Below are 26,408 nucleotides of genomic sequence, written 5' to 3'. Positions count from 1 at the left end.
ACAATATTGAAGAAAGTATTTTTGTCTGTTACAAGATGCATGAAGACTTAATTGGCGGTGTTTATGACCACAGGGCGAATCCTGAATATCCCAAATATCCTAACATTAGCGCGTATCGCGCTTATTCCTGTATTTTTGGTGATCGCGTATTGGCCGCCTGCAATGGGTATTGGTGAGCATGAAGGTAGTATGAGTCGTCATATTATCTTGACGGCTATTTTTGTGTTTGCTGCTATTACCGATTGGTTTGATGGCTATTTAGCACGAACTTTAAACCAGACTTCAGCATTTGGCCGTTTTTTAGATCCAGTTGCAGATAAGCTCATGGTGGCGGCTGCACTGATTGTTTTAGTGCAGTGGAATCCAACGATCTCAATGGCTTTTGCAGCAATTGTGATTATTTCACGTGAAATTACAGTTTCTGCTTTACGTGAATGGATGGCGGAACTTGGCGCACGAACCAGTGTGGCAGTATCGACTGTAGGTAAATATAAAACAGCCTTTCAGATGATTGCCATTAGTGTGTTCTTACTCAATTGGCAGCCTTTAGAAATGCTCGCATATGCTTTGTTATATACGGCAGTCATTTTAACTTTATGGTCAATGTTTATTTATCTTAAAGCAGCTTGGCCTTATTTAAAGCAACCTTAAGTGCTGCATATTGAATGATTAAGCCTTTCTACAATGAAAGGCTTTTTTTATTTTTAAAGAGTGCAAGAATCGGGTCGTCATAGGGCTTTGGCTACTTTAATGTAAGATATAAGTGCTAAGGAGGTGACACATGCAAATGCTTTCTTCTCGGCAATTTGCTGTAATTGCCAATGTAATTGAATATTTATATGAACATCTAGACCAGCAACCGAGTCTGGACGATGTTGCGAGCCATATGAATTTAAGTTCAGGTTATATTCAACGCCAGTTTCAAGAATGGGTAGGGATTAGCCCGAAAAAATTTGTGCAATATATGAGTTTGCAACAGGCTAAATATTATCTGATGCAACAGCGGAGTTTATTGGAAACTGCTTTAAATACGGGGTTGTCTGGCACAGGACGTTTACACGATCTGTTTATTCAGCTTGAAGGGATGACGCCTGGTGAATATAAACAACAAGGCGAAGGCATTATCCTTAATTATTCGGTTGAGACAAGTCCCTTCGGTGAGTTGTTGGTTGTCAGTAGTGAAAAAGGGATATGTTCTATAAGGTTTATCGAAACTCACAACAATATTGAACATCTCATTCAACAGTCTTTTCCGAAAGCTCAATTAAAAAATCAATCACCGATTTGGCATCAACAAATTGCAAAGTGGTTTGAACAGGATTTTTCAGAACACTTACAGCAGAAACTTCCTCTTAATTTGGCTGGAACCCCATTTCAGCTGCAAGTATGGGAAGCCTTGCTCACCATTCCAGAAGGCCAATTGCGTACTTATCAAGACATTGCAGAGCAAATTGGGAAGCCTAAAGCAGTCAGAGCCGTTGCTACAGCAATTGGACAAAATCCGATTGCATATCTGATTCCCTGTCATCGAGTGATCCGTGCCACAGGGATGGTTGGAGAATATCATTGGCAAAAAGGGCGTAAATTGGCATTGTTAGCTTGGGAGATGTCAAAGCAACATGGAGAGACCGTATGACCTTGGATTTATTTTCTCCAGAGCCTTGTGAGAATTTATTACCCTACGATGGTGAAGTTCAGGACTATGGTTGTATTTTAAGCCCTGAAGAAGCTGAACAATATTTTCATTATCTTTACCAGCACCTCGCATGGAAACATGACGAGGCTAAGTTGTATGGCAAACACTTTATTACAGCTCGAAAAGTTGCATGGTATGGAGATGATTACTATCAATATAAATATTCGGGTGTCGCACGTGATTCTTTACCTTGGGACAAAGCACTCGCCAAACTAAAACAACAGGTAGAACAAATACTTTCAGAAAAATTTAATTCTTGTTTGGCAAATCTTTATGAAGATGGAACTCAAGGAATGGCTTGGCACAGTGACTCGGATGTATCTTTGGCAAGAACGACAACAATCGCCTCTCTAAGCTTTGGTGCTACCCGTAAATTTTCTTTTAGGCATATTCAAAGTAAAGAGAAAGTTGAATTGTGGCTACAGCCAGGCCAACTCATTGTGATGCGTGGTGAGACTCAACAATATTGGCAACACCGTTTAAATCGCTCAACAAAGATTTTACAACCACGTATTAATCTTACTTTTCGGCAATTTAAGTTGTTATAAAAATAGGGCAAGAAAAAAGCTCATGATGGTAGCATGAGCTTATTCCTCTGAGGGGGATGCTTCTATTGATGAGCTGCTGATGAAAAGAATCATCAATAGGAGCTAAAATCATAATATGAGAATATTGTGATATATTCAATGTTTTAAAGTGTAAGAAAAGTTTAAATTATCATAAGGTGGGGGTTTAGATTTCCCCTTTTTCAGATAACTCCATAAAACGTTGTTCAATAAGTGCTGCATTTTCTTGCAAAATTTCGATGAGCTTTTCAACATTTAAAAAATCAAAACGATTTTTAGAGGCAACTAAGGTCAAAGCCAAAGGTACTTCTTTGTTTGAAAAACGGACAGGAACCGCTAGACCTGAAACATTTGGGTCAATCTCACCTTGTGAGAAATAGAACCCTTGTTTTTTAATTTTACGCATACGCTGAATAAAGCTTGGTTCATCTTCAGCAAAACCTGATTGTTTTAATTCTTGCTGATAACGGTGGTAGTAGTCTTGCATGCGCTGCTTACTTAAATGCGAAACCATTGTTTTTGGAGATGATCCAACGTAAATCGGTCTTGGGCACCCTCGGCCATATGAAAGTAGCTCAGTGTCTTTAAATATTTCATGATGTATGTCAATGCAATAGTCATCATTTAAATAGGTAAGCAAACAGCACAGTTCGGTACGTTCTACAATATTTCGCATAAACGGTGTGCTGATCTGAACTAATGGATCGGTTGTTCTGGATATATAGTCAAGAACAGCAATTTTTGAGCCTAAGGTATAATCGCCAGAGGTTCCATTAATACGCTTTAATAGATCAGCCGATACTAGTTCTTTGAGGTAACGGTAACTCGTTGGTTTGGACAAGCCAAGTTCTTCGCAAATAATATCGACATTAATGATTGGACGCGAAACTGAAAATAGATCCAGTACTGTTAAAATTTTGCCAAAACTTGAAATTGCCATAATGTCTTGTTCGTATCCTTTAACAACGAGTCATCTTTGAGTTTTTATAACAGAAAAAAAGAAGGTTTGTCTCAATTCTAAAATAAATGCGTGATTTGAGTATTTTACTCTGACAAAGAGAAAACTTCTCTTGGCTTATACATCATATACGATAATTAAAAAATATATCAAATTATCAAATAGAGATATTTTAGTTGACTAAATAGCTTTATTTTGAAAAAATTGCCAAACAAAATATCTAATCGAGAAATTGATCGGTTCCAGATTGATTTCTTGATACCTCTTCTTTCCAAAGCTTGGCCGTTTAAATGGCGCCCAAACTGAAATCATCTCTGCCAATCAGGCGAGATGTGGAAAAATCATTGTATTGAAGGATGCTCCTCATATCATTTGCTTTGAGGCAAATGGCAAAGTTGTGTTGTCTTTAGAAAGACAATCAAATATTGAAGGGCATGCTCATCAGTTCAAATCTGTATTTGAGATGAGTTCATGTTATTAAAGCAAATACTGGCGTTCCGCCCGAGTAGGCTTGATCTGATCTTTGCCTTAAAAACATTTATTGCCGGAATGTTGGCACTATTTGTTTCGTTTGAATTAGATCTGATTAACCCGATGTGGTCGATTGGTACGGTCCTGATTATTGCCAATCCATATTCAGGAATGGTGTCCTCTAAATGTGTCTATCGAGTGGTAGGGACAATTGGCGGAGCTGTGATTGCCTTAACTCTAACACCACATTTAATTAATACACCTTGGATATTTACCGTGGTGTTGTCGTTGTGGGTGGGTTTTGCGCTTTATGTGTCGTTACTCGATCGTACTCCACGTAGTTATGCTTTTATGCTGGCTGGTTACTCGACAGCCATGATCGTCTTCAATGCGATTACCTATATTGATCAATACAATATATTCGATATTGCTTTAGCTCGGGTTATAGAAATTTCGATTGGTGTGATTTCAAGTGCAGTGGTTTCTGCCACGATTCTTCCAATGCATATTGGCTCGGCAATTAAACAGCGGGTGATAAAAACCCTAAAAGATACAGAAAATCTGTTTGCTAATTTATTAAATACAGATTCGCAGCAGAACAATACTCAGCTCTTGGCTGCCATTACTCGCGACACCACAGATATTCATGCCTTGGCAGTACATTTGAGCTATGAAAAGGGCGAACTGCATGGTATGACCAAACCCTTGCAGGAAATGCTTCATCAAATCTCAATGGTGGTCGCTAATCTAGTCGCTTTATCTGAGCGTATTAAGCAGCTTCAAGAACTTAGATTTATCGAGACTCATGCAGAAAAACTGCAACAGCTTTCAGCTCATGTTGTACAGTTTTTAGAGCAAAAAGACCTGATTGTTGATGAAAATATTTTGCAGTTACCTGATGAATTTGAAAGTGATTTTGCAAGTTTGATGGAGTCGGCTTCTACACACCAACAAGTTTTAGTTGCAGCCATGAAAATGGATGTACGCCATTTCATTAGCAATGTGTTGGCTGTTAAAGTCTTGTGGCAGCGAATTCAGCAAGGTAATAAAGAAATTCCTGACAACATTACCCCAATGACGACCAAATATCCAAGTTTGCACCGTGACCATGGTGTGGCAATACGAGGTGGTATCAGTGCAGTCCTTATTACATTTATTGTGACTGGAGTCTGGATTGTTTCGGGGTGGAAAGCTGGATTTATGATGGCACAGATGGGCGCAGTAACCGCCTGTATTTTAACAGCCTTAGACAACCCTGTTCCGGTTCTGCGTATTTTTATCTGGGGCAGTATAGCTTCAGCAGTTTTAGTCTTCGTTTATGCATTTGGTATTTTCCCGCATGTCACCACTTTCTGGGAACTTGGACTGGTTTTATTACCGATGTTCTTATTCGCAGTGTCTATGATGGCTAACCAGATGCTGATGCCAGTAGGTATGGTGTTGGGTATTAATACCATGATGGGATTAAACCTGCACAATGCTTATAGCATGGATGCAGTGTCTTATCTTGATAGTTCATTTGCCATGATCTTAGGTGTTTTAGTGTCTTTGATTGTCATTGACGTTGTTCGTGCCATGTCACCAGATACAAGTGCAAGCCGTATTTTAGCCTTGCATTATCGCGCCATGCGACAAGCGATCTATCTGCCATATGGTCTTGATTTTAAAGTTCATCTACGCAGTATGCTAGATCGGATTGGGATTCTAAACAGCAAAATGGTGCAATCAGACGAGATTAAAACTTCAATTCATCAGGCTCTGATTGAGTCGAGTAGTATTGTTGATTTAAGCCGATTGCAAGAGTTAGCCAATCAGTTTCCTCAAACATCCGAACTCACTCAGCATATTGGCGATTTGCAACAAAATCTGGATGAGTTGTTTAGAGCTAAAGAAAACGATGAAAATGATATGACCGCTTTAGTAGAGCGAATCTACCGAGCGTTATTTGAATTAAAACAGCTTGCTTCAAATGTTGAAGATATGACTATGCGACAAAGACTACTCATTTCACTGAACAATATTGCTTATAGCATGTGCCATGTTTCATCAGAGCAAATGAATGAAAACAGCACCCTAAGAGGAGCCACAGCAAATGGGTGAGTTTAATGTTTATGGTATTTATGTGCCTTCTTTGCTCGTTCAAGCACTCTTGGCATATATCTGTTTCCGTGGGTTAAGTCCTTTAACAAATAAGTTGATTGCACAAGGCTGGATTGCATTACCTAGTATTTTTAATTTGTGTTTTTACCTCTTATTACTTTTGGTAATACATCAAATTTTTGTTGGGGTCGGTGCGTAGAGATGTTTGCGAAATTAAAGATTGAGTTAGGTGAGTGAAATGAATCAGGTGGATTTGAAAAAAGTCATCCGTCCAGTAATTTTGATTGTCGCATTAATGGTGGCGGTCTATACCATTGTGCATTTATGGAATTACTATAATGCAGCGCCGTGGACGCGTGATGGTCGAGTTCGTGGTGACGTTATTCAAGTATCTTCAGATGTCGCGGGGCTTGTGACAGAAGTATTGGTTCAAGATAACCAGACTGTAAAAAAAGGTCAGGTGCTCTTTAAAATTGATGTTTCTCGCCGAGCTTTAGATGTAGAGCAGGCAAAATCTGATTTAGCAAAAGCAAATGCAGCATTTGCCCAAGCGCAAGCTGGTTTAGCACAAGCAAAAGCGAACCTGATTAAATCGGATACGAATATTAAGTTAGCCGAGAAAAACGCAAGCCGCTATTCAAACCTTATGGATGGCGCTATCTCTAAACAAGAACAAGATCAAGTTTTCGCAACACGTGATCAATCTCATGCTGAACATGAGCAACTCCAAGCTGCTATTCAACAAGCGGAAGCAACTGTTAAGCAACAACAGGCTCTGATTGAGGCGGCAACGAGCAACTTGCATTTGGCCGAGCTTAATATGCATCGTGCTGCGGTGATTGCTCCAGCTGATGGTACTTTATCTAACTTTGATATGCGCCCAGGTAACTATGTTCAAGTTGGTCAGGCTGTTGCGGCACTACTTGATCGTAAACAACTCTATGTTGTGGGCTATTTTGAAGAGACGAAGTTAAACCGTATTCATGTCGGCGATCAGGCCAGTGTACAGTTAATGGGGGATAGCCAGAAAATTAAAGGCCATGTACAAGGTATTGCATCTGGTATCGAAGATCGTGAACGCTCAAGCAGTTCTAAACTTCTTGCCAATGTAAATCCAACGTTCAGTTGGGTTCGTTTAGCGCAGCGTGTGCCTGTGAAAATCGTATTGGATGAAACACCAAAGAACCAGCTTGCTTTCGTCTCTGGACGTACGGCAACTGTACATATTATCGACAACTAAAACGAGAAATAAAAAAGGAAGGCTTTAGCCTTCCTTTTTTATTTTACGGTGTTAAACCGACCGGATTTCGATACCAACTCTGAATGAGTAAGGCAGCTGCAAAACTATCTGCCGAAAGTTTTTTTGCTCGACCTTGCTCTTGGTAGAAACCGAGTTCTTCTCGTGCTTCACGTGTAGTTAAACGTTCATCTACCATTAATGTTTCAATATTGGTTTGATGCCGTAAACGTCTCGCAAATTTGCGGGCACGTGTAGAAAGTTCTGACTCGCTATCATCCATATTCAAAGGCAAACCAACCAAAAATAGATCAGGTTGCCATTCTTTCACGATTTTTAAGAGCTGATCCCAGTTTGGAATACCATCTTTCATCACAAATAGAGGGAGGGGATTGGCACTTTCAATTGAAGACTGGCCAATCGCCATTCCCATTTTTTGAGTACCAAAGTCAAAAGCCATAATCGATTTTGATTGTGTTTCGGTCATTAAGCATGTCCGATTTCAGATGCTAACCATGCACGATCTACACCGATCTTTTTATAAGCTGCATCCCAACGATCGTCATAAGGCAGGTTAAAAATCAGATCCATATCGGCATCACAAATGAGCCAGTCACCGCGCGTAATTTCATCTTCTAACTGGTTTTTACCCCAGCTCGCATAACCTAAAGCAATTTGATATCGACCAACACCTTCATTGTGGGCAATCGCATCAAGAATATCTTTACTGGTAGTAATACAAACATTTTCACCTACAGCAATAGATGAATGCCATGTCGGTTGTCCAGTATGAAGAACGAATCCAGCCTCGGGACGTAATGGCCCACCTTGTAAAACCACATGTGGATTTACATTGTCTGCTTCAATGTCGAGATCATTGAGTAATTCTTTAATTTGAATGCCGGAAGGGCGGTTAATAATAATGCCTTGAGCACCTTCTTCATCATGACGGGCAAGATAAATTACAGTGTTTGCGAAAAAGTCATCTGCCATTTCTGGCGGGGCAATCAGACAACGGTGAGTCAGATATTGTTTGGTCACCTAAGCGGTTCTCCCTCAAAAAATGTCACTAGAGGGTCTCTCGACCCTTTTATCTATATAGGTTCTTTTTATCAACATACAAGAGTTAATCGGATTTCGCCAATCTTTTTCTCTCATTTTTTATTAATTTGAAGAAGCCTGAAATTTAAGTTGGCGTAATTGTTTTGCGTGTTGCAAGGTTGTTTCATTAATTTCAACACCGCCTGACATGCGAGCTAACTCAAAAATGATTTGATTTTCGTCTAGTTCCACAATTGTACTGCTTGCCGGATCAGTTTGTTGCTTTTTAACTAATAAATGCTGATCTGATTGTGCAGCAACTTGTGCCTGATGGGTAATACATAAAAGTTGAACATGTTGGGCTAAGTCGGCAAGTAAACGTCCCACAACTTCTGCTGTACCACCACTAATCCCGACATCAATTTCATCAAACACTAACACTTCTGCTTCGGTTTTTTCAGCGTTCATGACTTGCATAACTAACGCAATACGTGAAAGTTCACCACCTGAAGCGACGCGTGCTAATGGTTGTGGAGGAATACCCTTATTGGCAGTAAATAACAGCTGAATAAAGCTTAAGCCTTCAGCGGTAGGTTGCTCTAATGGTTCAAACTTAAACTCAAAATGTGCTTCTGGTAGTGCTAAAGGTTTGACTTGTTCGGTTAATTGTTTAGCAAGTGGAGCAGCAGCTTCACGACGAATGTTGTCTAAATGCTGAGCTTTCTCTAAGAACTCCTTATGCGATTTCTCAACTTGTTCTGCCAGTGTTTCTGGGTCTTCAAGTTGATGTAATTGCTCAAGCTCGCTTTGCCAAGCTTCATATTCTTCTTTAAGCGTTTCTGGTTGAGTTCGGTATTTACGTGCCAGACGGTGGAAAACTTCCAACTTAGAATTTAGTTCTTCCATTCGCTCTGGATCAAAACTTTGACGATCAATAAATTGACGCAAGTTTGCCGTTGCATCATCTATTTCACTTTGAGCATTCAGTAAAGAATTATAGATCTCGGAAAGTTGTTCGCTACGGCCCGCGTGGGATTCTAATCTGCGAATAATCGAAGACATTTCTTGAGTAATGTTTTGCTCAGCTTCATCAAGCACATTTAGGCTATAGCTACAATCTTGCATGATATGTTCATGATGACTAAGGCGATCGAACTCTTGCTCAATTTCTTTATAGTCAGTTTGAATGACCTCTTCGAGCTCTTCAATTTGATGCTCTAAAGTACCAATGCGTTGTAGGCGGGTTGCTTGTGCATCTAAGGCTGCTTGATGCAAACGAATGGTACGTTGCCATGTGCTATAGGCTTCACGTACATCATTTGCTTCAGCATAAAAATTGTTATAACGATCTAGCCAATGCTTTGGATAAGGTGGTTCAAGCAGCTGCTGCTGGCTGTGCTGACTATAGAGCTGAACCAGCAAACGGCCTAATTCTTTGAGTTCAGATAGACTACTTGGGCGACCATTAACCCATGCTTTACTACGGCCAGTTGCAAAAATAACACGACGTAAATGAATTTCCCCAGAATCATCATCTAGCTCGTGGTCTTGGAGCCATTTTGCTTCAGGACTATTATTTTGATAGGTAAAAACAGCGGTGATATCCGCTTTGTCCGAACCATAACGGACATAATTTGTATCTGTACGTTCCCCTAGGCAGGCAGAGAGTGCATCCAGTAATAATGATTTTCCGGCACCTGTTTCGCCTGTTAGAACATTAAATCCTTGTTCTATATCAATAGCCAAATGATCAGCTAATGCAAAATTAATTAAAGTTAAATGTGTGAGCATAAACGCATCCAACGCGCCAAATTATGGGTTAAAGATAGAGAAGTTTTGAATTTGCTACAAGTGATCTATTATTCTAACTGAAATTATAGAACAGCAAGATTGCGGATATTTACAATGAAAAAAACATTAAGCTTACCGAAACCACCAATAGGGATGATCAACCGCCATAAAAAAAACAATCCTGCGGAAATGAATAAAATTTTAAATCAGCATTTTAATGCGTTTAAACAGGCAGCAGCACAAGGGAATTATGCCAAAGCTTATCAACATGTTAAACAAGCTGTTAATTTGGTTCCCAAGCATGCTGGCGCCTTATCAGATTTAGCTTATACCGAATTGCGCTTAGGCCGTTATAACGATGCCTATCAACATTATTTACAAGCGATTCAAGCAAGTGGAGCTAATGTAAATACAAACTTATATGATGGGCTCACAGAAGTTTGTCATCATTTAAAGAAAAAAGAAGAAACAATCAAATTTGGACGTTTGGCAATTGCAACCAAAAAAGAATTAGCGGAGAAAGAACCTGTTTTGGCGATTCCAGATCATGCACCATCAGCATTTAGTGCAAATCCTCAAGAAAATATTATTGCTTTTTCATTGTTTGGGGCAAACCCCCGCTATTGTGAAACCTCTATTTTAAATATTCAGTTAGCCAAACAAATTTATCCAGAATGGACATGTCGCTTTTATGTCGATGATACTGTGCCAGTACTGGTGCAACAGCGTTTAAAAGAGAAGGGTGCGCAAGTTATTCAGGTTACAGATTCTCAAAAACAGTTATCTGGTTTGTTTTGGCGCTTTTTGGTGATGGATGATCCGACAATTAAGCGTTTTCTGATACGTGATGCTGACTCCATTGTCTCGCACCGCGAAAAAGCAGCTGTCGATGCTTGGCTCAAGAGTGATAAATGGTTTCACTTAATGCGAGATAATTATTCTCATACCGAGTTAATTTTGGCGGGAATGTGGGGTGGATGTACGGGGATTTTTCATAATATTGAAGCACATATCAGGGATTATGTTGCCACCGGACGTTATCTGGATAATCGGGTGATGGATCAGCATTATTTGCGCTACTGTATTTGGCCGACTTTAAAACAAAGTGTGCTTATACACGATAGCCAGCAATTCGATTCAGAAGCTATCGATTTTCCAGTTTATGATCTGGCGTTAATGCAAAACGACAGCGAAAATTTTCATGTAGGAATGAATGACGGTTCACCAGTAATTGCTACAGCAGTTGCCCATCCAACTGCACAGAGAGTGTGTTGGGTACTTCTAGATGAAAATCAGGTCGAAGTTTGCAGATACGATGCAATTGTGTCGAATAGTCGAAATATTGAGATTAACTTACCTTATGCTTTTGCCAAAAAAATTCAGGCACAGCAGTGGAAATTACAAGTCTATCCGTATGAAAACTGATTGATTAGTTATTTAGGCACAATTAAACTACATTCATCATAATTTATATAAATACGGCATTATCTGGAGAATGTGCATGAGTTCAACCCAATTTGATCATGTAACGGTCATCAAAAAATCAAACGTTTATTTTGGTGGAGCATGTATCAGCCATACCGTGCAATTTGAAGATGGAACAAAAAAAACACTAGGTGTTATTTTGCCGACTGAGCAAGCTTTAACTTTTGAAACCCATGTTCCTGAGCGTATGGAAATTATTTCAGGTGAATGCCGTGTAACAATCGCGGACAGTAATGAAAGTGAGTTGTTCCGTGCAGGCCAATCATTTTATGTGCCTGGTAATAGTCTTTTTAAAATCGAAACTGATGAAGTGCTCGATTACGTGTGCCATTTAGAAGGCTAAGAAATTCCTATTCAAATCGGGTACACTATGCCCAAAGAAATCCTGTGAAGTTGGCTTTGCAGGATTTTTATTTTTTTGCTCAAACGTTGTTAGAGGTCATGCATGGCAAAACCGGAATATTATTATGGCGTTCATTCAGTGGAGTCATTGTTAGAACTTGAACCGGAACGTGTGCTAACCCTGTTTACTTTAAAAGGACGGGATGACCAGCGTTTGCAAAAGATTTTGCAATTGGCAGAGCCTTTTGGAATTAGTGTACAAAAAGCAAGCCGTGATAGTCTCGAAAAGCTTGCAGGTCTACCGTTTCATCAAGGTGTGGTTGCAGCAGTACGTCCGCATCCGACTTTAAATGAAAAAGATCTAGATCAGATCTTGGCTGAAACCCCAGATGCTTTATTGCTGGCATTAGATCAGGTGACAGACCCGCATAACTTAGGGGCTTGCATCCGTACCGCTGCTGCAATGGGCGTGCAAGCAGTGATTGTACCTCGTGATCGTTCGGCAAGTTTAACCCCAACAGCTCGTAAAGTTGCAGCGGGTGGAGCTGAAAAAGTTAAATTCATTCAAGTAACAAATTTGGCTCGTACATTAGCCCATCTCAAAGAGACGACTCATACACGTGTGATTGGCACTATGCTTGATGAAAGTGCAATGCCAATTCAAAAATGTGATTTCTCTGGCCCAGTCGTGATCGTAATGGGAGCCGAAGATACAGGTTTACGTCCAATTACACAGGCACAGTGTGATCATAAAGTTTATATTCCGATGTCTGGAAATTTACAGAGTCTAAATGTGAGCGTGGCAACAGGTATGGCACTTTATGAGGCTTGCCGTCAGCGTTCTGAGGTATAATCTAGCTGCCTTTCTAGTTTGTAAGCAGTCTTGATATGTCTCCCCGTAAGCAAGGTTATTTTTTTGTATTGGTGACCATGTGCATTTGGGGCGGGTTTACACTTTTTGCCCGTTTAAATGCACAATGGCACATCAGTGCTTGGGACATTGCTGCGCTACGCTTTGCTATCGCCTTCCTGATTTTGATGCCGATTCTGATCTATAAGAAAGATCTCGCTTTTTTATGGAGTAAGCACGCTGTTATTTTGGCACTCATTGGCGGAGTCATTTATTGTCTTACGGTCTACACCGCATTTCTCTATGCTCCCGCTGCACATGCTGCCATTTTTTTAAATGGTTGTATTCCTATTTGTACTGCAATTGCAGCATACATTTTATTTAGACAACCATTTGATAAGCATACATGGGTGAGTCTGGCAGTTATGATCACTGCCTTGGCTCTCATGAGTGTGTTGATGTTGCAAGGTAATGCTTCTGCTTTTGGCGTGGGGGATTTACTTCTTTTTATTAGTGCGATTTGGTGGGGTATTTTCACTGTATTACTTAAACAGTGGAAACTTTCTGCATGGCACTCTATGGCAAGTGTCGCGATTTGGTCTGCAATTATTTACTTACCCATCTATGCTCTATTTTTACCAAAGCATTTCATAGAAGTCAGTCCTGTTCATCTAGCGATACAAGGCATTTTCCACGGTGTGTTTGTCGTTATTATCGCAACTTTGACTTATGTAGCAGCGATCCAGCGACTTGGTGCTTTTAAAACGGGAAGTATTGTCACTTTGGCCCCATTTATTGCTGCCATTTTAGCTGTACCTTTACTTGGTGAGTCATTAAGTCCATCAATTGTTGTGGGCTTGGTGGGAATGGGAATAGGTGCCTTACAACCTTGGCGCTGGTTTCGACAAGATAGCTTGGCACAAAAGATTCAGCAGCAAAATAAGCAAGATTAGTTGGCGCGCTTCAAATAGCTTTGATGTAAAGGCTCTAATTGCTGATATAAATGTTCGAGTAATCCGTCATTAAACACAATGTCATTGGCAAGTTCACGTTTACGCTCGCGTGGCATTTGTGCTGCAATAATTTTCTGGATTTGTTCTTGATTTTGCCCATCACGTTGGCTTGCACGCTGAATTTGAGTTTTTTCACTCGCATCAACTAATAAAGTGTGATTAACCAATTCATGCTGGTTGGTTTCAAAAAGTAGGGGTGAAACTAAAATCACATAAGGACTTTTTGGATTTTGTAGCTGTTGAATAATAGATTGGCGAATGGCTGGATGCGTGATTTTCTCAAGCGTTTGTCTTGCTTCAGGGTTTTGAAAAATATATTCACGTAGTGCACGGCGGTCTAGATTGCCGTCGGGTTGAAGTACCCAATCTCCAAAAGTTTGTTGGATTTTTTGAAGGGTAGGTTGGCCTTTTTCAACCACTTCGCGAGCAACAATATCGGCATCGACGACTTGGATTCCTTGGGATTCAAACCATTGTGTTGCAGCAGATTTTCCACTGCCAATACCACCTGTAACTCCCAGAATAAAAGCCATCTTAACCTCCCAAATAAATTTTCATAATTTGGTCACCCCATAAAAAGGCAACCCAACCCGCAATGGCAATATAGGGCCCAAACGCAAAGGGCTGATTATCATTACGTAATTTTAGTAAAATGATGCCAATAATTGCACCTAGTAAAGATGACAATAGCACAATTAATGGCAGCATCAATGGCCCCATCCACGCGCCTAATGCGGCAAGCAGTTTAAAGTCGCCATAACCCATACCTTCTTTGCCTGTAATCACTTTAAATAAGTAATACACAATCCAAAGACATAAAAAGCCGATTAAATATCCCCAAATGGCTGAGTTAGGTGAGGTGTAAATACTAAAGGTATTAATACCTAAGCCGAGAGCAGCCAAAGGTAGGGTGAAACGGTCAGGTAGTAGCTGAGTATCAAAGTCTATAAATGTTAAAGCAATCAAAACCCAAGTGAGCACTAGCCCCCAAAGCATTTGTAGGGTTGGACCAAAAACCATGACGACTACTAATGAACATAGCATCGTGAGTAATTCAATCGCTGGATAACGAATGCTAATAGGATGTTGGCAATCGCCACATTTTCCTCTTAACATTAACCAGCTTATAACTGGAATATTTTGATACCAACGGATCGGTTGCTGACATGCAGGACATGATGAAGCAGGTTTACTTAATGTCAGCTTTTCATGCTCAATGATGGGTAGTTCGGGATTAAGCAATATTTGACATTCCTGCTGCCAATCTTGTTCCATCATTTTGGGGGTGCGATAAATTACCACATTCAAAAAGCTACCAATACATAGGCTCAATAGTGCGACTGCAATATAAAGTGCAGTTAAGTTTTGAATAAAATAAGCAATAATTTCTTGCATTATATGACTGAGCCCATTTGGAAAATTGGAAGATACATAGCAATCACTAGACCACCTACGAGCACCCCTAAAATTGCCATGATTAAAGGTTCCATCATTGAAGTTAAACCATCAACGGCATTATCAACTTCATTTTCATAATAAGTAGCAACTTTATCGAGCATGCTGTCTAGCGCACCAGATTCTTCACCAATTGCGACCATTTGTATAGCCATAGATGGAAAACGATTTGAAACACGCATTGCAAATTGGAGTTGTTGACCAGTAGCAACATCTTCACGAATTTTCATGACGGCTTCTTCATAAATGACATTGTTGGTTGCACCAGCCGTTGACTCAAGCGCATCAATGAGCGGAACACCAGCGGCAAACGTGGTGGCTAAAGTACGGCTATAACGGGCAATAATCGCCTTATAAACCAGATCACCAAAGATAGGTAGTTTCAGTGTAAGTTTATCTAATCCATCACGGAATTTTTTACTGCGCTTCTTGGCTTCCAGAAAAGCAGCAATCACTGCTCCAATCACAATAATCATAATGAACCAGTATTCCTGCATCCATTTCGACATATTTACGACCATTTGGGTGAATGCAGGTAAATCTGCACCAAAAGAAGAAAACAGATCTTGGAAAACAGGAACTACTTTAACCATCAAAATAATGGTAACAACCACAGCAACTACAATAACCGTTGCTGGATATTTCATAGCCTTCTTAATTTTCTGCTTAAGTAATTCACTTTTTTCTTTGTAAATTGCCACACGGTCCAACATGGTTTCAAGCGCACCAGAGTGTTCGCCAGACTCTACAAGAGAACAAAACAAGTTATCGAAGTGTTGAGGATACTTTCTTAAAGCGGAAGCAAAGGTACTACCACCTTCAACTTCACCTTTAATCCCGAGGACCACCTCGCGCATGGCTGGGTTTTCTAGACCCTCCGCTACAATTTCAAAGCCTTGTACCAGTGGCACACCTGCTTTCATCATCGTTGCAAGTTGTCGAGTAAAAATTGTTATATCGAGTGTTGATACTTTTTTCTTGAATAAACCCTCAAGAATATTTTTACGCTTTTCCCGAATATTACGGACAGTTACACCTTGTTTGCGTAGGGTGACTTTGGCTAAGGCCATATTCTTAGCTGGAAGTTCGCCCTTAATTTTTACGCCCTTACGGTCAACCCCTTCATAAGCAAAAGTCGGCATCATTTGTGCCTTTTTGACAGTCATGAATTATCCTTATTTTAAATTGTCTTTTATTCACTGGTCACACGGTTAACTTCTTGTAAGGAAGTTACACCTTGCATGACTTTCTTTAACCCTGAACGACGCAGATTATTAAACCCCAGTTTTTCAGAAGCAGCAGCGATTTCTAAAGCATTGCCATCTTCCATAATAATCTTGGAAATTTCAGGTGTAACTTTCATCACCTCATAAATACCTACTCGACCTTTGTAGCCTTCACGACACTCAGTACAACCTACAGGTTGAAAAACTTGAAAATCGGGATGGGTTAAATCTTGGTCGTTAAAGCCCATTTCTAATAGGCTCTGTTTAGGAATGTCAGCAGGTATTTTACACTGTGGGCATAGCCGACGTGCTAAACGCTGTGCAATAACCAAGTTGACTGATGTTGCGATATTAAAGGATGGAACACCCATATTACGTAGGCGAGTAAGTGTTTCTGGTGCACTATTGGTATGCAGTGTGGACATGACCATGTGACCTGTTTGTGCAGCTTTAATCGCAATTTCAGCCGTTTCTAAGTCACGAATCTCACCGACCATAATAATGTCGGGGTCCTGACGTAAAAATGATTTCAGTGCGGCCGAAAAAGTAAGACCTACTTTTGGGTTAACGTTAACCTGATTAATGCCTTCAAGGTTGATTTCAACTGGATCTTCGGCGGTGGAAATATTAGAGCTTTCAGTATTTAAAATATTTAAGCCTGTATATAAAGATACCGTTTTACCAGAACCAGTAGGACCTGTAATTAAAAGCATACCTTGTGGTTTATCGAGTGCTTCTAAAAAAAGAGCTTTCTGATCTTCTTCATATCCTAAAGCATCAATTCCGAGCATTGCGCTAGATGGATCGAGAATACGCAGAACCAGTTTTTCACCAAACAAGGTTGGAAGTGAGTTCACACGAAAATCGATTGCTTTAGTCTTTGATAACTTAAGCTTGATACGACCATCTTGAGGCACTCGTTTCTCGGAAATATCCATTTGAGACATGACTTTTAAACGTGAAGCCAAACGGTTAGCCAATTGCAAAGGTGGACTTGCAATCTGACGTAACACGCCGTCGACTCGATAACGGACCCGATATGATTTCTCGTATGGTTCAAAATGTAAGTCTGAAGCCCCCATACGAATCGCATCGATGAGTAATTTATTAATATATTTAACAATAGGTGCTTCATCGCCTTGAGGTGTTTCTTCCTCATCCTCTTGTGAGGGTGGAGCTTCAAGGTCTACATCAAGATCAAACTCTTCATCACTAAATTCGAAGCTGCTTTCTTCGGTAAATTGCTGCGCCAGAATTTTCTCAAGCTTATGGTGCTCGACAATAACTGGTTCAACCATGAGCTTGCTATTAAAGCGAATGGCATCAATTGCTTCAATATTACTCGGGTTGCTGGTTGCGACATATAAAATCTGTCCTCTTTGTATGAGAGGTAAGACCCGATGTTTTAAAACTAGTTTCTGATCGACCAAATCTTTGGGAATTTGGCTTGTATCGTAAACATCCAGATCAAAATATGGTTCAGCAAATTCAATAGAAATTGTTTCAGCTAATAAAGAAGGGGAGAGATTAACCTCTTCAATCAGGTACGCAACCGTATCCCGTTTAGCTCTCTTTGCTGCATCTAATGCTGTTTGCATGGTCGCTGCCGACACATGTTTTTCTTCGACTAATCGTCGAAAAAACCCCGAAAATTTTGGAGATGTATGTATGACTGACATCTGCCTACCTGTGCTCATATGTTTATAATTGGTATATAAAAAATTATACTTTTGTTATCTAAAATTACTACCTGAGAAAATGATGCTCTGGTCTTGATCCACTCGTCAAAGCTTGAACTAGTCGAAGTTTTTATTCATTAATTTTTAAAAGACGATTCTTTAGACTCAATAAAGTTTTATAACTGTTTTCAATTAGTAGAAAAGATATGAGCAAAGCCGTTAAAGAAAAGTATCTGAAATTTGTATAAATGCGTGTAGAATGTGCTGCATTTTTGATGAAAGGTGAGCTGTATGTCGGGTTCGACGATTACGCCTTGGGTAGTTGGCAACTGGAAAATGAACCCAATGCGTGCCAATGCCAAACAACTTATAGAAGAATTTAAACAACTATTGCAACAAGACCAAATTGCAGATGAAAGCTGTCATGTAGGGGTTGCTCCGGTTTCTATTGCGCTTGCAATGGTACAAACACAATTGCAAGATGCTGCAAGAACAGTATATACAGTTGCACAAGATGTATCACGTGTAGCGGGTACTGGTGCGTATACTGGCGAAGTCAGCGCAGAATTATTAAAAGATAGCCAAATTAATTTTGTACTGGTTGGGCATTCTGAGCGCCGTGATATTTTTGGCGATAACGTTGAAATTTTGAAAGCTAAACTCCAAAATGCATTAAATGCGGGCTTGACTGTCATTTATTGTGTTGGTGAAAGCCTCGAACAACGTGAACAAGGTTTGGCAGAGCAAGTTGTATTGCAACAAATTTGTGATATTGCTCCTGTAGTGACTGCTGAGCAATGGCAAAAGCAAATTGTAATTGCCTATGAGCCAATCTGGGCAATTGGGACAGGTAAAACTGCTTCTCCACAAGATGCACAGGCAATGCATGCTAAGATTCGTGAAGGTTTAAGTCAGATTACCTCAGCGGGTTCAGATATTGCTATTTTATATGGCGGTAGTGTAAAAGCTGAAAATGCGGTCGAATTGGCGGCATGTCCAGATATTAATGGTGCGTTGGTAGGCGGTGCTTCACTAAATGCAGTATCTTTTTATCAAATTGTACAAGCCTTTGCACAAAGTAAATAACGAGGATAGGGTATGCACTCTTTTGTACTGATCGTACATATTATTTTAGCGGTACTGATGATTGCCTTGATTCTAGTGCAACACGGTAAAGGTGCTGATGCCGGTGCTTCTTTCGGCGGTGGCGGAGCAGCAACTGTATTTGGTGCATCAGGTTCAGGTAACTTCCTTACTCGACTTACTGCTATCTTAACAGCGTTGTTTTTTGTAACGAGTTTAACTCTAGCTGTTTTTGCGAAAAAACAGACTACTGATGCATATAGCTTGAAAACTGTACAAACTACAGCACCTGTTCAAACGACATCGCCTGAAACTTCACCAAATGCACCAAAATCGAGTCAATAATTCGAAATAGGGCTTTCCTTTTGCAGTGGGAAGGACTAGAATGCGTCCCACAAGCTGCGGTGGTGGTGGAATTGGTAGACACGCTACCTTGAGGTGGTAGTGCCTTCGGGCGTGGGGGTTCAAGTCCCCCCTTCCGCACCAACTTTGAACCAGAAAGTTGAGTGCAAGCAGTTTTTTGATGCGGGATGGAGCAGTCTGGTAGCTCGTCGGGCTCATAACCCGAAGGTCGTTGGTTCAAATCCAGCTCCCGCTACCAATTTGATTAAGGTGCAACTTAATCAAGCGAATATTAGATAAGTTTACATTGACTTTTTTCGATATTTGTATATAATTTTTGCACGTTGATGCGGGATGGAGCAGTCTGGTAGCTCGTCGGGCTCATAACCCGAAGGTCGTTGGTTCAAATCCAGCTCCCGCTACCAAGTTTCTTAAAAGAGGCTCACAGACAGGTGGGCCTTTTTGCACAGTGGACTATTGTTTTCTGTGCTAAATAGGGGCGATTAACGCCCTTTTTTATTGGTTATCGTATCGCTATCGTGTAGTGTCGACATCAATTGGTCAAATAGTCATGCTTCACTATAGTAGGTCTGTGTCGGTTAAAACAACCGATTGAATCGCACGAGAATGACGAGAGTAAATGAAATTATCAAATAAATCCCAAGCATTGCATGACTTAATTGTTCCTGCAGTGGAAGCATGTGGTGTCGACCTTTGGGGAATCGAGTTTCTCCCACAAGGTAAACGTTCATTATTGCGTATTTATATCGATAAAGCGGTAAGTGAAGATGCTGAGCCTGTAATTAATGAAGATGGCGAAGTAGAGCTAGGCCGTGGTATTGGTGTACAAGATTGTGTGCGTGTAACACAACAAGTTGGCGCAATGTTGGATGTTCATGATCCAATCTCAGGTGAGTATTCATTAGAAGTTTCTTCACCAGGTTGGGATCGTCCATTTTTTCAACTAGAACAGTTACAAGGCTACATCGGACAACAAATTGCTTTGCGTTTAATTGCAGCAGTAGAAAACCGTCGTAAATTTCAAGCAAAGCTTATCGCAGTAGACCTTGAAAATGAAGAAATTCAGGTTGAAGTTGATGGGAAGCATGTGCTTGTGATCGACAGCAACAATATCGATAAAGCAAACTTGATCTATCAAGATTAAATTTATTTAAATTTTATAAGAAATCGGTAGGTGACTTATGGGCCGCGAAATTCTTACCGTTGTTGAGACGGTTAGTAATGAAAAAGGTGTTAGTCGTGAAGCGATCTTCGAAGCTTTGGAACAAGCTCTAGTTGCTGCAACGAAGAAAAGATTTTACGAAGGTACGCATGCTGAAGAAGCTCAGCTTCGTGTAGAAATTGATCGTAAAACTGGTGATTACCGTACGTTCCGTCAATGGACTGTTGTGGCAGATGAAGATCATGAAATGCCAGCTTGCCAAGATGCAATTTCTGACGTTGATCCAGCTAAATGGTCAATTGGTGACGTGCGTGAACTCGAAGTAGAGTCTATTGAGTTTGGTCGTATTGCTGCACAAATTGCAAAACAAGTTATTGTACAAAAAATTCGTGAAGCTGAGCGTGCTTTAGTTGCTGATGCATACGAGTCTAAAGTTGGTGAGTTAATTTACGGTGAAGTGAAAAAACAAACCAAAGATGGCTTCATTATCGACTTAGGCGACAATGCAGAAGCTTATCTTGCACGCGAAGAGATGATTCCAAAAGAAATTCTTCGTCCAAAACAACGTGTAAACGCTATTTTATATAATGTTAACCGTGAAGGTCGTGGCGCTCAGTTGTTGTTATCACGTGCTAAGCCTGAAATGTTAATTGCTTTAATGAAAAAAGAAATTCCTGAAATTTCTGAAGAAATTATTGAAATTAAAGCAGCGGCACGTCAACCGGGCGTTCGTGCTAAAATTGCAGTGAAAACAAATGATCACCGTATTGACCCTGTAGGTGCATGTATTGGTATGCGTGGTACGCGTATTCAAGCTGTACAGCAAGAGTTAAATGGTGAACGTATTGATGTAGTGGTCTGGTCTGATGATCCGGCTCAATACATTGCTAGTGCATTAGAACCAGCTGATGTTTCAGGCATCGTGCTTGATGAAGATGCAAGAAGTGCCGACATTATTTTTGCAACCAGCGATCAATTAGCTCGTGCGATTGGCTCTCAAGGTCAAAACGTTCGTTTAGCTTCTGATTTAACTGGCTACAAACTCGACATGATGCTTGAAGAAGAGTATCGTGCTCGTCAGCAAAATGAAGCTCAGCAATATCTTGATATGTTTGTATCACGTCTCGATATTGAAGAAGATTTAGCAATGGCATTGGTGGAAATGGGCTTCACTTCTTTAGAAGAGATTGCTTATGTTCCTGCTGAAACTTTTGACGAAATTGAGCTTGATGCTGAATTGGTTGAGTTATTGCAAAGTCGTGCAAAAGAAGCAGCCCTTACTGATGCTTTGAAACAGCAAGAAAATATTCAAGAACCGAGCGCAGACCTTCTCACTATGGAAGGCATGACTTCTGAGATCGCTTACTCGCTTGCCGCTCGCGGTATTATTACTGTCGACGATTTGGCAGATCAAGCTACTGACGATATCTCTGATATTGAAGGACTTGGTCATGAAAAAGCAGGTCAATTGATCATGAAAGCTCGCGAATCATGGTTTAACTAGGAGATGAAATATGACGGACAAGTCGATTAAAGAGTTAGCTCTCAGTGTAGGACGTCCTGTTGAGAAGCTCCTAGAACAGGCTCGTGAAGCAGGTTTGCCTCAACGTACAGCAGACGACATTATTACCACTGAACAACAGGATACTTTGGTCAATCACTTGAAAAAAGTTCATGGTCAGGAAAGTGGTAACACAGGAAAAATTGCGTTGAAACGTAAAACAACCAGTACCGCTAAAGTTGCAAGTACTTCAGGTAAAGCAAAAACGATTAACGTAGAAGTACGTAAAAAGCAGGTTTTTGCTAAACCAAACCCTGAACAAATTGCAGCTGAAGCAAAAGCACGTGCAGAAGCTGAAGCAAAAGCACGTGTAGAACAGCAAACGCGTGAAACTGCCGAGCAAAAAGCGCGTCTTCAAACAGAGCAAAAAGCTAAAGCAACTTTAGATGCGATGCGTGCTGCTCATCAACAAGATAGTGCTGCACAGACAGCTCCAAAAGCTGCTGTTGTAGTGAAAAAGCGTGGTGGTGGTACAGTAAAACCTGCACCAAAACCAGCTGAAACTCCAGAACAGAAAAGAGCTCGTGAAGAGCAGTCAGCTCAGTTAAAAGCAACTGAAGAAGCTGCACGTCGTAAAGCAGCTGAAGAAGCTCAGCAACGTACACTTGAACAAATGCGCAAAATGGCGTCTAAGTATTCAAATGACGATGCTACTACGACAATTCGTGTGATTGATGATTCTCCACTTGCTTCAGGTCTAGTTGGCCAAGCTTATGAAGATTCATTTAAGCAAGAAGACCGTGAAATTAAACGCGGTGGCGCAACCACTAACCCACGTGCTGGGAAGAAAGGTGGTCGTCGTGGTCAAGAAGAGCAAAGCTTTGTTAACCATAACAAACGTGGTTTAAAATCAAGCCAAGCGAATAAGCATGGATTTGAAAAGCCAGTTAAAAAGCAAGTTTATGATGTAGAAATCGGTTCAAGCATTGTTGTTGCCGATCTTGCTCAAAAAATGGCGATTAAAGTACGTGAAGTTATCAAAACACTTATGAAAATGGGTGAATTGGTTAATCAAGATCAAGCTATTGATCAAGACACAGCGGCACTTGTTGTAGAAGAAATGGGCCACAATCCTGTTTTAGTTTCTGATACACAAGCGGAAGATAACTTGCTTGAAGCAGCTGAAGAAGCTCGTGGTGAGCAAACAACTCGTCCGCCAGTTGTTACCATTATGGGTCACGTTGACCATGGTAAAACATCATTGCTTGACCGTATCCGTCGTTCGAAAGTGGCGGCTGGAGAAGCAGGTGGTATTACTCAGCATATTGGTGCATATCACGTTGAAACAGACAAAGGAATTATTACATTCCTTGATACACCGGGACATGCGGCATTTACTTCAATGCGTGCACGTGGTGCTAAAGCAACGGATATCGTTGTATTAGTTGTTGCTGCAGATGATGGTGTAATGCCACAAACTGCAGAAGCAATTGACCATGCTCGTGCAGCAGGTACTCCAATTATTGTTGCAATCAACAAAATGGATAAAGAATCTGCTGATCCAGACCGTGTGTTAAATGAATTAACAACGAAACAAATCGTTCCAGAAGAATGGGGTGGTGATGTTCCGATTGCTAAAGTTTCTGCACACAGCGGACAAGGTATTGATGAACTCCTTGATTTAATTCTTATTCAATCAGAATTGATGGAATTAAAAGCATCTGCTGAAGGTGCTGCGCAAGGTGTTGTTATTGAAGCACGTGTTGATAAAGGCCGTGGTGCAGTAACTTCGATTCTTGTTCAAAACGGTACATTAAACATTGGTGACCTTGTTCTTGCAGGTTCATCTTATGGTCGTGTCCGTGCAATGTCTGATGAAAACGGTAAGCCGATTAAATCAGCAGGACCATCTATTCCAGTAGAAATTCTGGGTCTTCCAGATGCTCCAATGGCGGGTGATGAAGTTCTTGTTGTAAATGACGAGAAGAAAGCGCGTGAAGTTGCCGATGCTCGTGCTGACCGTGAGCGTCAAAAACGTATTGATCGTCAAAGTGCTATGCGTCTTGAAAATATCATGTCGTCAATGGGCAAAAAAGATGTTCCTACAGTGAACGTTGTTTTGAAAACAGACGTACGTGGTACTTTAGAAGCATTGAATGCTGCTCTACATGAATTATCTACTGACGAAGTAAAAGTTCGTGTAATTAGCTCAGGTGTTGGTGCGATTACTGAGTCTGATGTAATTCTTGCTGAATCTTCAGAAGCTGTATTGTTAGGCTTTAACGTCCGTGCCGATACGACTGCTCGTCAACGAAGTGACCAAGACGGTATTGATATTCGTTACTACAGCATCATTTATGAATTAATTGATGATGTGAAAGATGCCATGAGCGGTAAACTTGCTCCTGAACATCGTGAAACAATCTTGGGTGTTGCGGAAGTACGTGAAGTATTCCACTCAAGTAAGTTTGGTGCAGCAGCAGGCTGTATGGTACTTGAAGGCACATTACATCGTAATAAACCGATTCGCGTATTACGTGATGATGTTGTAATTTTCCAAGGTGAGCTTGAATCTCTTCGTCGTTATAAAGACGTTGTTGATGAAGTTCGTGCCGGTATGGAATGTGGCCTTGCGGTGAAAGGTTATAAAGACATCAAACCACAAGATAAGATCGAAGTGTATGATGTTCAATTGATTAAACGGAGTCTTTAATGGCGGGTAGCCAACGCTTAAAGCGCATGGCGGATTCAGTACAACGTGAGTTGTCTGAGCTGATCCGTCAAGAGCTTAAAGATCCTCGCTTAGGTGGTCTAGTGACCATCTCTGCGGTGAAAGTCAGTGCGGATATGGGTTATGCTGAAGTTTATGTCACCGTTATGGGACGTGAACTCGGCGATGAGCAAAGTGAAGCAGCAAATAAAGAAACTTTAGATGTATTAAATAAAGCTTCTGGTTTCTTGCGTCATGAATTGAGCCGTCGCATTAAGACTCGTATTACGCCTCGCTTACGTTTCCATTACGATAAGACAAATGCATATGGTAACTATATGTTTGGTCTAATCGAAAAAGCGGTACAAGATTTACCAGAACGTAAGTCAGATGACCAAGAGTAATGAAAACTCAAAATAAAAAAGCCACCTTCGGGTGGCTTTTTTTATTGATTCAATTTTTTATTCTTTAGGAGGTTCCATTGGCGGTTTGTTTTGTGAAAAGCGTTGACCAATTTTGTAACGGTCCCAAGGTAGAGGGCGTTCAATGGCTTCAGGTACTTCACCACTCAATGAGCGTAAACGTAAATGTAGCGCAGCTTGAGCAATCAAATTAGCCGAAACTGGTGCGGTAATGAAAGCTAAAAGGGTAATGAGTAGCTCGGCAAAACCGAACCGACCTTGGAAAGCAAAAAAGATCATGGAAGCAATCAGGAAGCTTCCTAAGCCGAGCGTACTCGATTTGGTAGGCGCATGTAAGCGCATGAATAAGTCAGGTAAACGGACCATACCGATTGAGCCAACTAACATGAAGAAGGCGCCAAAAACCAGAAAGACCGAAACAATAATTTCCATTGTAAATTGCATTTGACCTCTCCTTAATCGATAACATGACCGGTTGTGAAGTAGCGTGCTAAGGCGGCTGTAGATACGAAACCTAACATCGCAACCAATAGTGCTCCTTCAAATAGAGAAGTCGTCATCCAATAAATGCCTAACACAACAATGAGGCAAGTTGCATTTAAGAAAAGCGTATCGAGCGCTAAAAGACGGTCTACAATTGATGGGCCCATAACCAGTCTAAAAAGGCAAAGTAGCATCGAGATTGTAACGGCAATCAAGCTAATACCTAGAGCATAGGGTAGGATTGTCATGCACTTGCCTCCGTTTTACTTTTCACATCAAAAATTTCCATAAGAGGAATTTCATAACGTTCTTTGATGTCTTGAATATCAGATTCGGTATTATCTGTGCTCAAAGCATGAACCAGAATATCCCCACGTTCCTGATCGATACCCGCAGAAACCGTACCTGGTGTTGTGGTAATGATCATTGCCAGTAAGGTATTGACCTGCTCATGTTCTGTCTCTAAAGGTACGCGATACCATTTAGGATGTAATTTTTTAGTAGGTCCCAAAACAAGTTTTGCGACCTTAAAGTTAGAAATAATAATATCCCAAAGAACTACAAAACATAGCTTAACCGCAGGTTTCCAGTGAATATGCGGTGTGCGGGTAATAAACGGTTTGACTAAACGAGGGATGATTAAGCCCAAAAGCATCGCAGTCAAAAGATCACTCGCATCAAGACTATGCGCCAGCATCAACCAAAATAAAACGATGAGAACCGAAACAAATGGATGTGGAAACCAGCGTTCAAGCAAATGAGTTAACTGCATTA

The 26,408-nt window shown here is 40.7% G+C and carries 28 protein-coding genes and 3 tRNA genes; 20 read left to right on the top strand and 11 right to left on the bottom strand.

Annotated elements, in window-relative coordinates; genetic code table 11:
* Nucleotides 1-63 precede the first annotated feature (63 nt).
* From pgsA to H7R46_RS17030, 3 genes are all read left to right on the top strand, one after another.
* Nucleotides 64-651 (top strand): CDP-diacylglycerol--glycerol-3-phosphate 3-phosphatidyltransferase, encoded by a 588-nt coding sequence (gene pgsA, locus H7R46_RS17040; RefSeq protein ID WP_002114808.1) that lies wholly within the window; start codon nucleotides 64-66, stop codon nucleotides 649-651.
* A 130-nt stretch (nucleotides 652-781) separates the two neighbouring features.
* Nucleotides 782-1,636, top strand: coding sequence for a methylated-DNA--[protein]-cysteine S-methyltransferase (locus H7R46_RS17035; RefSeq protein WP_032012482.1), 855 nt, complete (start codon nucleotides 782-784; stop codon nucleotides 1,634-1,636).
* The gene (locus H7R46_RS17030; protein ID WP_032012481.1) at nucleotides 1,633-2,244 is read left to right on the top strand and encodes an alpha-ketoglutarate-dependent dioxygenase AlkB family protein; all 612 of its coding nucleotides are present in this window, start codon (nucleotides 1,633-1,635) and stop codon (nucleotides 2,242-2,244) included. Before H7R46_RS17035 ends, H7R46_RS17030 begins: the two co-directional genes overlap by 4 nt.
* Before the next feature lie 184 nt (nucleotides 2,245-2,428).
* On the opposite strand, the gene H7R46_RS17025 is transcribed toward H7R46_RS17030, so the two are convergent.
* Entirely contained in the window at nucleotides 2,429-3,202 is a 774-nt protein-coding gene (locus H7R46_RS17025; RefSeq protein ID WP_002114686.1) for an IclR family transcriptional regulator, read from the bottom strand.
* Between the two features lie 367 nt (nucleotides 3,203-3,569).
* Between H7R46_RS17025 and H7R46_RS17020 the strand changes: the two genes are divergently transcribed.
* From H7R46_RS17020 to H7R46_RS17005, 4 genes are read left to right on the top strand one after another with little or no spacing between them, the layout of a single operon-like run.
* A complete protein-coding gene (locus H7R46_RS17020; RefSeq protein ID WP_002115031.1) occupies nucleotides 3,570-3,701 on the top strand; it encodes a hypothetical protein in 132 nt (43 codons plus the stop codon).
* Complete coding sequence (locus H7R46_RS17015) at nucleotides 3,692-5,791, top strand: FUSC family protein (protein ID WP_042783372.1); 2,100 nt, start codon at nucleotides 3,692-3,694, stop codon at nucleotides 5,789-5,791. Before H7R46_RS17020 ends, H7R46_RS17015 begins: the two co-directional genes overlap by 10 nt.
* On the top strand, nucleotides 5,784-5,990 hold the full coding sequence (locus tag H7R46_RS17010; RefSeq protein WP_002115096.1) for a DUF1656 domain-containing protein: 207 nt from the start codon (nucleotides 5,784-5,786) through the stop codon (nucleotides 5,988-5,990). Before H7R46_RS17015 ends, H7R46_RS17010 begins: the two co-directional genes overlap by 8 nt.
* 39 nt (nucleotides 5,991-6,029) lie before the next feature.
* Nucleotides 6,030-7,031 carry an HlyD family secretion protein gene (locus tag H7R46_RS17005; RefSeq protein WP_032012478.1) on the top strand — a complete coding sequence of 334 codons (1,002 nt, stop codon included), beginning with the start codon at nucleotides 6,030-6,032 and terminating at the stop codon, nucleotides 7,029-7,031.
* 43 nt (nucleotides 7,032-7,074) lie between these two features.
* Here H7R46_RS17005 and ruvX read toward each other — a convergent pair whose 3' ends face one another.
* The 3 genes from ruvX to recN form a co-directional block, all read right to left on the bottom strand.
* Nucleotides 7,075-7,515, bottom strand: a complete 441-nt coding sequence (gene ruvX / locus H7R46_RS17000) for a Holliday junction resolvase RuvX (protein ID WP_002115066.1) — start codon at nucleotides 7,513-7,515, stop codon at nucleotides 7,075-7,077.
* Nucleotides 7,515-8,069 carry a YqgE/AlgH family protein gene (locus tag H7R46_RS16995; protein ID WP_002114753.1) on the bottom strand — a complete coding sequence of 185 codons (555 nt, stop codon included), beginning with the start codon at nucleotides 8,067-8,069 and terminating at the stop codon, nucleotides 7,515-7,517. Before H7R46_RS16995 ends, ruvX begins: the two co-directional genes overlap by 1 nt.
* 123 nt (nucleotides 8,070-8,192) lie before the next feature.
* A complete protein-coding gene (gene recN, locus H7R46_RS16990) occupies nucleotides 8,193-9,860 on the bottom strand; it encodes a DNA repair protein RecN (RefSeq protein WP_005079353.1) in 1,668 nt (555 codons plus the stop codon).
* A gap of 114 nt (nucleotides 9,861-9,974) precedes the next feature.
* Between recN and H7R46_RS16985 the strand changes: the two genes are divergently transcribed.
* From H7R46_RS16985 to H7R46_RS16970, 4 genes are all read left to right on the top strand, one after another.
* Entirely contained in the window at nucleotides 9,975-11,285 is a 1,311-nt protein-coding gene (locus H7R46_RS16985; protein WP_032012475.1) for a tetratricopeptide repeat protein, read from the top strand.
* 76 nt (nucleotides 11,286-11,361) lie between these two features.
* Nucleotides 11,362-11,688 (top strand): pyrimidine/purine nucleoside phosphorylase, encoded by a 327-nt coding sequence (locus H7R46_RS16980; RefSeq protein ID WP_002115102.1) that lies wholly within the window; start codon nucleotides 11,362-11,364, stop codon nucleotides 11,686-11,688.
* 102 nt (nucleotides 11,689-11,790) lie between these two features.
* Nucleotides 11,791-12,540, top strand: a complete 750-nt coding sequence (rlmB, locus tag H7R46_RS16975) for a 23S rRNA (guanosine(2251)-2'-O)-methyltransferase RlmB (RefSeq protein ID WP_005079348.1) — start codon at nucleotides 11,791-11,793, stop codon at nucleotides 12,538-12,540.
* Nucleotides 12,541-12,575: 35 nt separating this feature from the next.
* Nucleotides 12,576-13,490, top strand: coding sequence for a DMT family transporter (locus H7R46_RS16970; RefSeq protein ID WP_042783373.1), 915 nt, complete (start codon nucleotides 12,576-12,578; stop codon nucleotides 13,488-13,490).
* On the opposite strand, the gene coaE is transcribed toward H7R46_RS16970, so the two are convergent.
* From coaE to pilB, 4 genes are read right to left on the bottom strand one after another with little or no spacing between them, the layout of a single operon-like run.
* On the bottom strand, nucleotides 13,487-14,083 hold the full coding sequence (coaE, locus tag H7R46_RS16965; protein ID WP_032012473.1) for a dephospho-CoA kinase: 597 nt from the start codon (nucleotides 14,081-14,083) through the stop codon (nucleotides 13,487-13,489). The two genes, H7R46_RS16970 and coaE, sit on opposite strands and share 4 nt — an antisense overlap.
* Before the next feature lies 1 nt (nucleotide 14,084).
* The gene (locus tag H7R46_RS16960) at nucleotides 14,085-14,945 is read right to left on the bottom strand and encodes a prepilin peptidase (RefSeq protein ID WP_032012472.1); all 861 of its coding nucleotides are present in this window, start codon (nucleotides 14,943-14,945) and stop codon (nucleotides 14,085-14,087) included.
* Complete coding sequence (locus H7R46_RS16955; RefSeq protein WP_042783374.1) at nucleotides 14,945-16,171, bottom strand: type II secretion system F family protein; 1,227 nt, start codon at nucleotides 16,169-16,171, stop codon at nucleotides 14,945-14,947. Before H7R46_RS16955 ends, H7R46_RS16960 begins: the two co-directional genes overlap by 1 nt.
* A 26-nt stretch (nucleotides 16,172-16,197) precedes the next feature.
* Nucleotides 16,198-17,910 carry a type IV-A pilus assembly ATPase PilB gene (gene pilB, locus H7R46_RS16950; protein WP_032012470.1) on the bottom strand — a complete coding sequence of 571 codons (1,713 nt, stop codon included), beginning with the start codon at nucleotides 17,908-17,910 and terminating at the stop codon, nucleotides 16,198-16,200.
* A gap of 291 nt (nucleotides 17,911-18,201) precedes the next feature.
* On the opposite strand from pilB, the gene tpiA reads away from it, so the two are divergent.
* From tpiA to H7R46_RS16905, 9 genes are all read left to right on the top strand, one after another.
* Nucleotides 18,202-18,996 (top strand): triose-phosphate isomerase, encoded by a 795-nt coding sequence (gene tpiA / locus H7R46_RS16945; RefSeq protein ID WP_032012469.1) that lies wholly within the window; start codon nucleotides 18,202-18,204, stop codon nucleotides 18,994-18,996.
* Between the two features lie 12 nt (nucleotides 18,997-19,008).
* Complete coding sequence (secG, locus tag H7R46_RS16940) at nucleotides 19,009-19,338, top strand: preprotein translocase subunit SecG (RefSeq protein ID WP_002115012.1); 330 nt, start codon at nucleotides 19,009-19,011, stop codon at nucleotides 19,336-19,338.
* A gap of 56 nt (nucleotides 19,339-19,394) precedes the next feature.
* Nucleotides 19,395-19,479, top strand: a tRNA-Leu gene (locus H7R46_RS16935).
* Between the two features lie 38 nt (nucleotides 19,480-19,517).
* Nucleotides 19,518-19,594, top strand: a tRNA-Met gene (locus H7R46_RS16930).
* Between the two features lie 89 nt (nucleotides 19,595-19,683).
* Nucleotides 19,684-19,760: transfer RNA gene (locus H7R46_RS16925), tRNA-Met, on the top strand.
* Nucleotides 19,761-19,975: 215 nt separating this feature from the next.
* A complete protein-coding gene (gene rimP, locus H7R46_RS16920) occupies nucleotides 19,976-20,500 on the top strand; it encodes a ribosome maturation factor RimP (RefSeq protein WP_002114922.1) in 525 nt (174 codons plus the stop codon).
* A gap of 37 nt (nucleotides 20,501-20,537) precedes the next feature.
* Entirely contained in the window at nucleotides 20,538-22,022 is a 1,485-nt protein-coding gene (nusA, locus tag H7R46_RS16915; protein WP_002115134.1) for a transcription termination factor NusA, read from the top strand.
* A gap of 10 nt (nucleotides 22,023-22,032) precedes the next feature.
* Complete coding sequence (gene infB / locus H7R46_RS16910) at nucleotides 22,033-24,732, top strand: translation initiation factor IF-2 (protein WP_002114697.1); 2,700 nt, start codon at nucleotides 22,033-22,035, stop codon at nucleotides 24,730-24,732.
* Complete coding sequence (locus H7R46_RS16905) at nucleotides 24,732-25,133, top strand: ribosome-binding factor A (RefSeq protein WP_002114836.1); 402 nt, start codon at nucleotides 24,732-24,734, stop codon at nucleotides 25,131-25,133. The genes infB and H7R46_RS16905 overlap by 1 nt, the downstream gene beginning before the upstream one ends.
* 57 nt (nucleotides 25,134-25,190) lie before the next feature.
* On the opposite strand, the gene H7R46_RS16900 is transcribed toward H7R46_RS16905, so the two are convergent.
* From H7R46_RS16900 to H7R46_RS16890, 3 genes are read right to left on the bottom strand one after another with little or no spacing between them, the layout of a single operon-like run.
* Nucleotides 25,191-25,595, bottom strand: a complete 405-nt coding sequence (locus tag H7R46_RS16900; protein WP_005065884.1) for a Na+/H+ antiporter subunit G — start codon at nucleotides 25,593-25,595, stop codon at nucleotides 25,191-25,193.
* 11 nt (nucleotides 25,596-25,606) lie between these two features.
* Nucleotides 25,607-25,882: a monovalent cation/H+ antiporter subunit F gene (locus H7R46_RS16895; RefSeq protein ID WP_005065886.1), complete on the bottom strand. Its 276-nt coding sequence runs from the start codon at nucleotides 25,880-25,882 to the stop codon at nucleotides 25,607-25,609.
* Nucleotides 25,879-26,406 carry a Na+/H+ antiporter subunit E gene (locus tag H7R46_RS16890; protein ID WP_005079335.1) on the bottom strand — a complete coding sequence of 176 codons (528 nt, stop codon included), beginning with the start codon at nucleotides 26,404-26,406 and terminating at the stop codon, nucleotides 25,879-25,881. The genes H7R46_RS16895 and H7R46_RS16890 overlap by 4 nt, the downstream gene beginning before the upstream one ends.
* Between the last annotated feature and the right edge of the window lie 2 nt (nucleotides 26,407-26,408).

Source organism: Acinetobacter sp. BEC1-S18-ESBL-01 (genome assembly GCF_014169935.1).
GTDB classification, from domain to species: domain Bacteria; phylum Pseudomonadota; class Gammaproteobacteria; order Pseudomonadales; family Moraxellaceae; genus Acinetobacter; species Acinetobacter pittii.
The sequence above is the reverse complement of the archived record's forward strand: the minus strand, read 5'-3'. Positions and strand labels throughout refer to the sequence as shown.

Coding starts and splice junctions, on each gene's coding strand:
- pgsA (WP_002114808.1), top strand. CDS start 64: ATGACCACAGGGCGAATCCTGAATATCCCAAATATCCTAACATTAGCG.
- H7R46_RS17035 (WP_032012482.1), top strand. CDS start 782: ATGCAAATGCTTTCTTCTCGGCAATTTGCTGTAATTGCCAATGTAATT.
- H7R46_RS17030 (WP_032012481.1), top strand. CDS start 1,633: ATGACCTTGGATTTATTTTCTCCAGAGCCTTGTGAGAATTTATTACCC.
- H7R46_RS17025 (WP_002114686.1), bottom strand. CDS start 3,202: ATGGCAATTTCAAGTTTTGGCAAAATTTTAACAGTACTGGATCTATTT.
- H7R46_RS17015 (WP_042783372.1), top strand. CDS start 3,692: ATGTTATTAAAGCAAATACTGGCGTTCCGCCCGAGTAGGCTTGATCTG.
- H7R46_RS17010 (WP_002115096.1), top strand. CDS start 5,784: ATGGGTGAGTTTAATGTTTATGGTATTTATGTGCCTTCTTTGCTCGTT.
- H7R46_RS17005 (WP_032012478.1), top strand. CDS start 6,030: ATGAATCAGGTGGATTTGAAAAAAGTCATCCGTCCAGTAATTTTGATT.
- ruvX (WP_002115066.1), bottom strand. CDS start 7,515: ATGACCGAAACACAATCAAAATCGATTATGGCTTTTGACTTTGGTACT.
- recN (WP_005079353.1), bottom strand. CDS start 9,860: ATGCTCACACATTTAACTTTAATTAATTTTGCATTAGCTGATCATTTG.
- H7R46_RS16985 (WP_032012475.1), top strand. CDS start 9,975: ATGAAAAAAACATTAAGCTTACCGAAACCACCAATAGGGATGATCAAC.
- H7R46_RS16980 (WP_002115102.1), top strand. CDS start 11,362: ATGAGTTCAACCCAATTTGATCATGTAACGGTCATCAAAAAATCAAAC.
- rlmB (WP_005079348.1), top strand. CDS start 11,791: ATGGCAAAACCGGAATATTATTATGGCGTTCATTCAGTGGAGTCATTG.
- H7R46_RS16970 (WP_042783373.1), top strand. CDS start 12,576: ATGTCTCCCCGTAAGCAAGGTTATTTTTTTGTATTGGTGACCATGTGC.
- coaE (WP_032012473.1), bottom strand. CDS start 14,083: ATGGCTTTTATTCTGGGAGTTACAGGTGGTATTGGCAGTGGAAAATCT.
- H7R46_RS16960 (WP_032012472.1), bottom strand. CDS start 14,945: ATGCAAGAAATTATTGCTTATTTTATTCAAAACTTAACTGCACTTTAT.
- H7R46_RS16955 (WP_042783374.1), bottom strand. CDS start 16,171: ATGACTGTCAAAAAGGCACAAATGATGCCGACTTTTGCTTATGAAGGG.
- pilB (WP_032012470.1), bottom strand. CDS start 17,910: ATGTCAGTCATACATACATCTCCAAAATTTTCGGGGTTTTTTCGACGA.
- tpiA (WP_032012469.1), top strand. CDS start 18,202: ATGTCGGGTTCGACGATTACGCCTTGGGTAGTTGGCAACTGGAAAATG.
- secG (WP_002115012.1), top strand. CDS start 19,009: ATGCACTCTTTTGTACTGATCGTACATATTATTTTAGCGGTACTGATG.
- rimP (WP_002114922.1), top strand. CDS start 19,976: ATGAAATTATCAAATAAATCCCAAGCATTGCATGACTTAATTGTTCCT.
- nusA (WP_002115134.1), top strand. CDS start 20,538: ATGGGCCGCGAAATTCTTACCGTTGTTGAGACGGTTAGTAATGAAAAA.
- infB (WP_002114697.1), top strand. CDS start 22,033: ATGACGGACAAGTCGATTAAAGAGTTAGCTCTCAGTGTAGGACGTCCT.
- H7R46_RS16905 (WP_002114836.1), top strand. CDS start 24,732: ATGGCGGGTAGCCAACGCTTAAAGCGCATGGCGGATTCAGTACAACGT.
- H7R46_RS16900 (WP_005065884.1), bottom strand. CDS start 25,595: ATGCAATTTACAATGGAAATTATTGTTTCGGTCTTTCTGGTTTTTGGC.
- H7R46_RS16895 (WP_005065886.1), bottom strand. CDS start 25,882: ATGACAATCCTACCCTATGCTCTAGGTATTAGCTTGATTGCCGTTACA.
- H7R46_RS16890 (WP_005079335.1), bottom strand. CDS start 26,406: ATGCAGTTAACTCATTTGCTTGAACGCTGGTTTCCACATCCATTTGTT.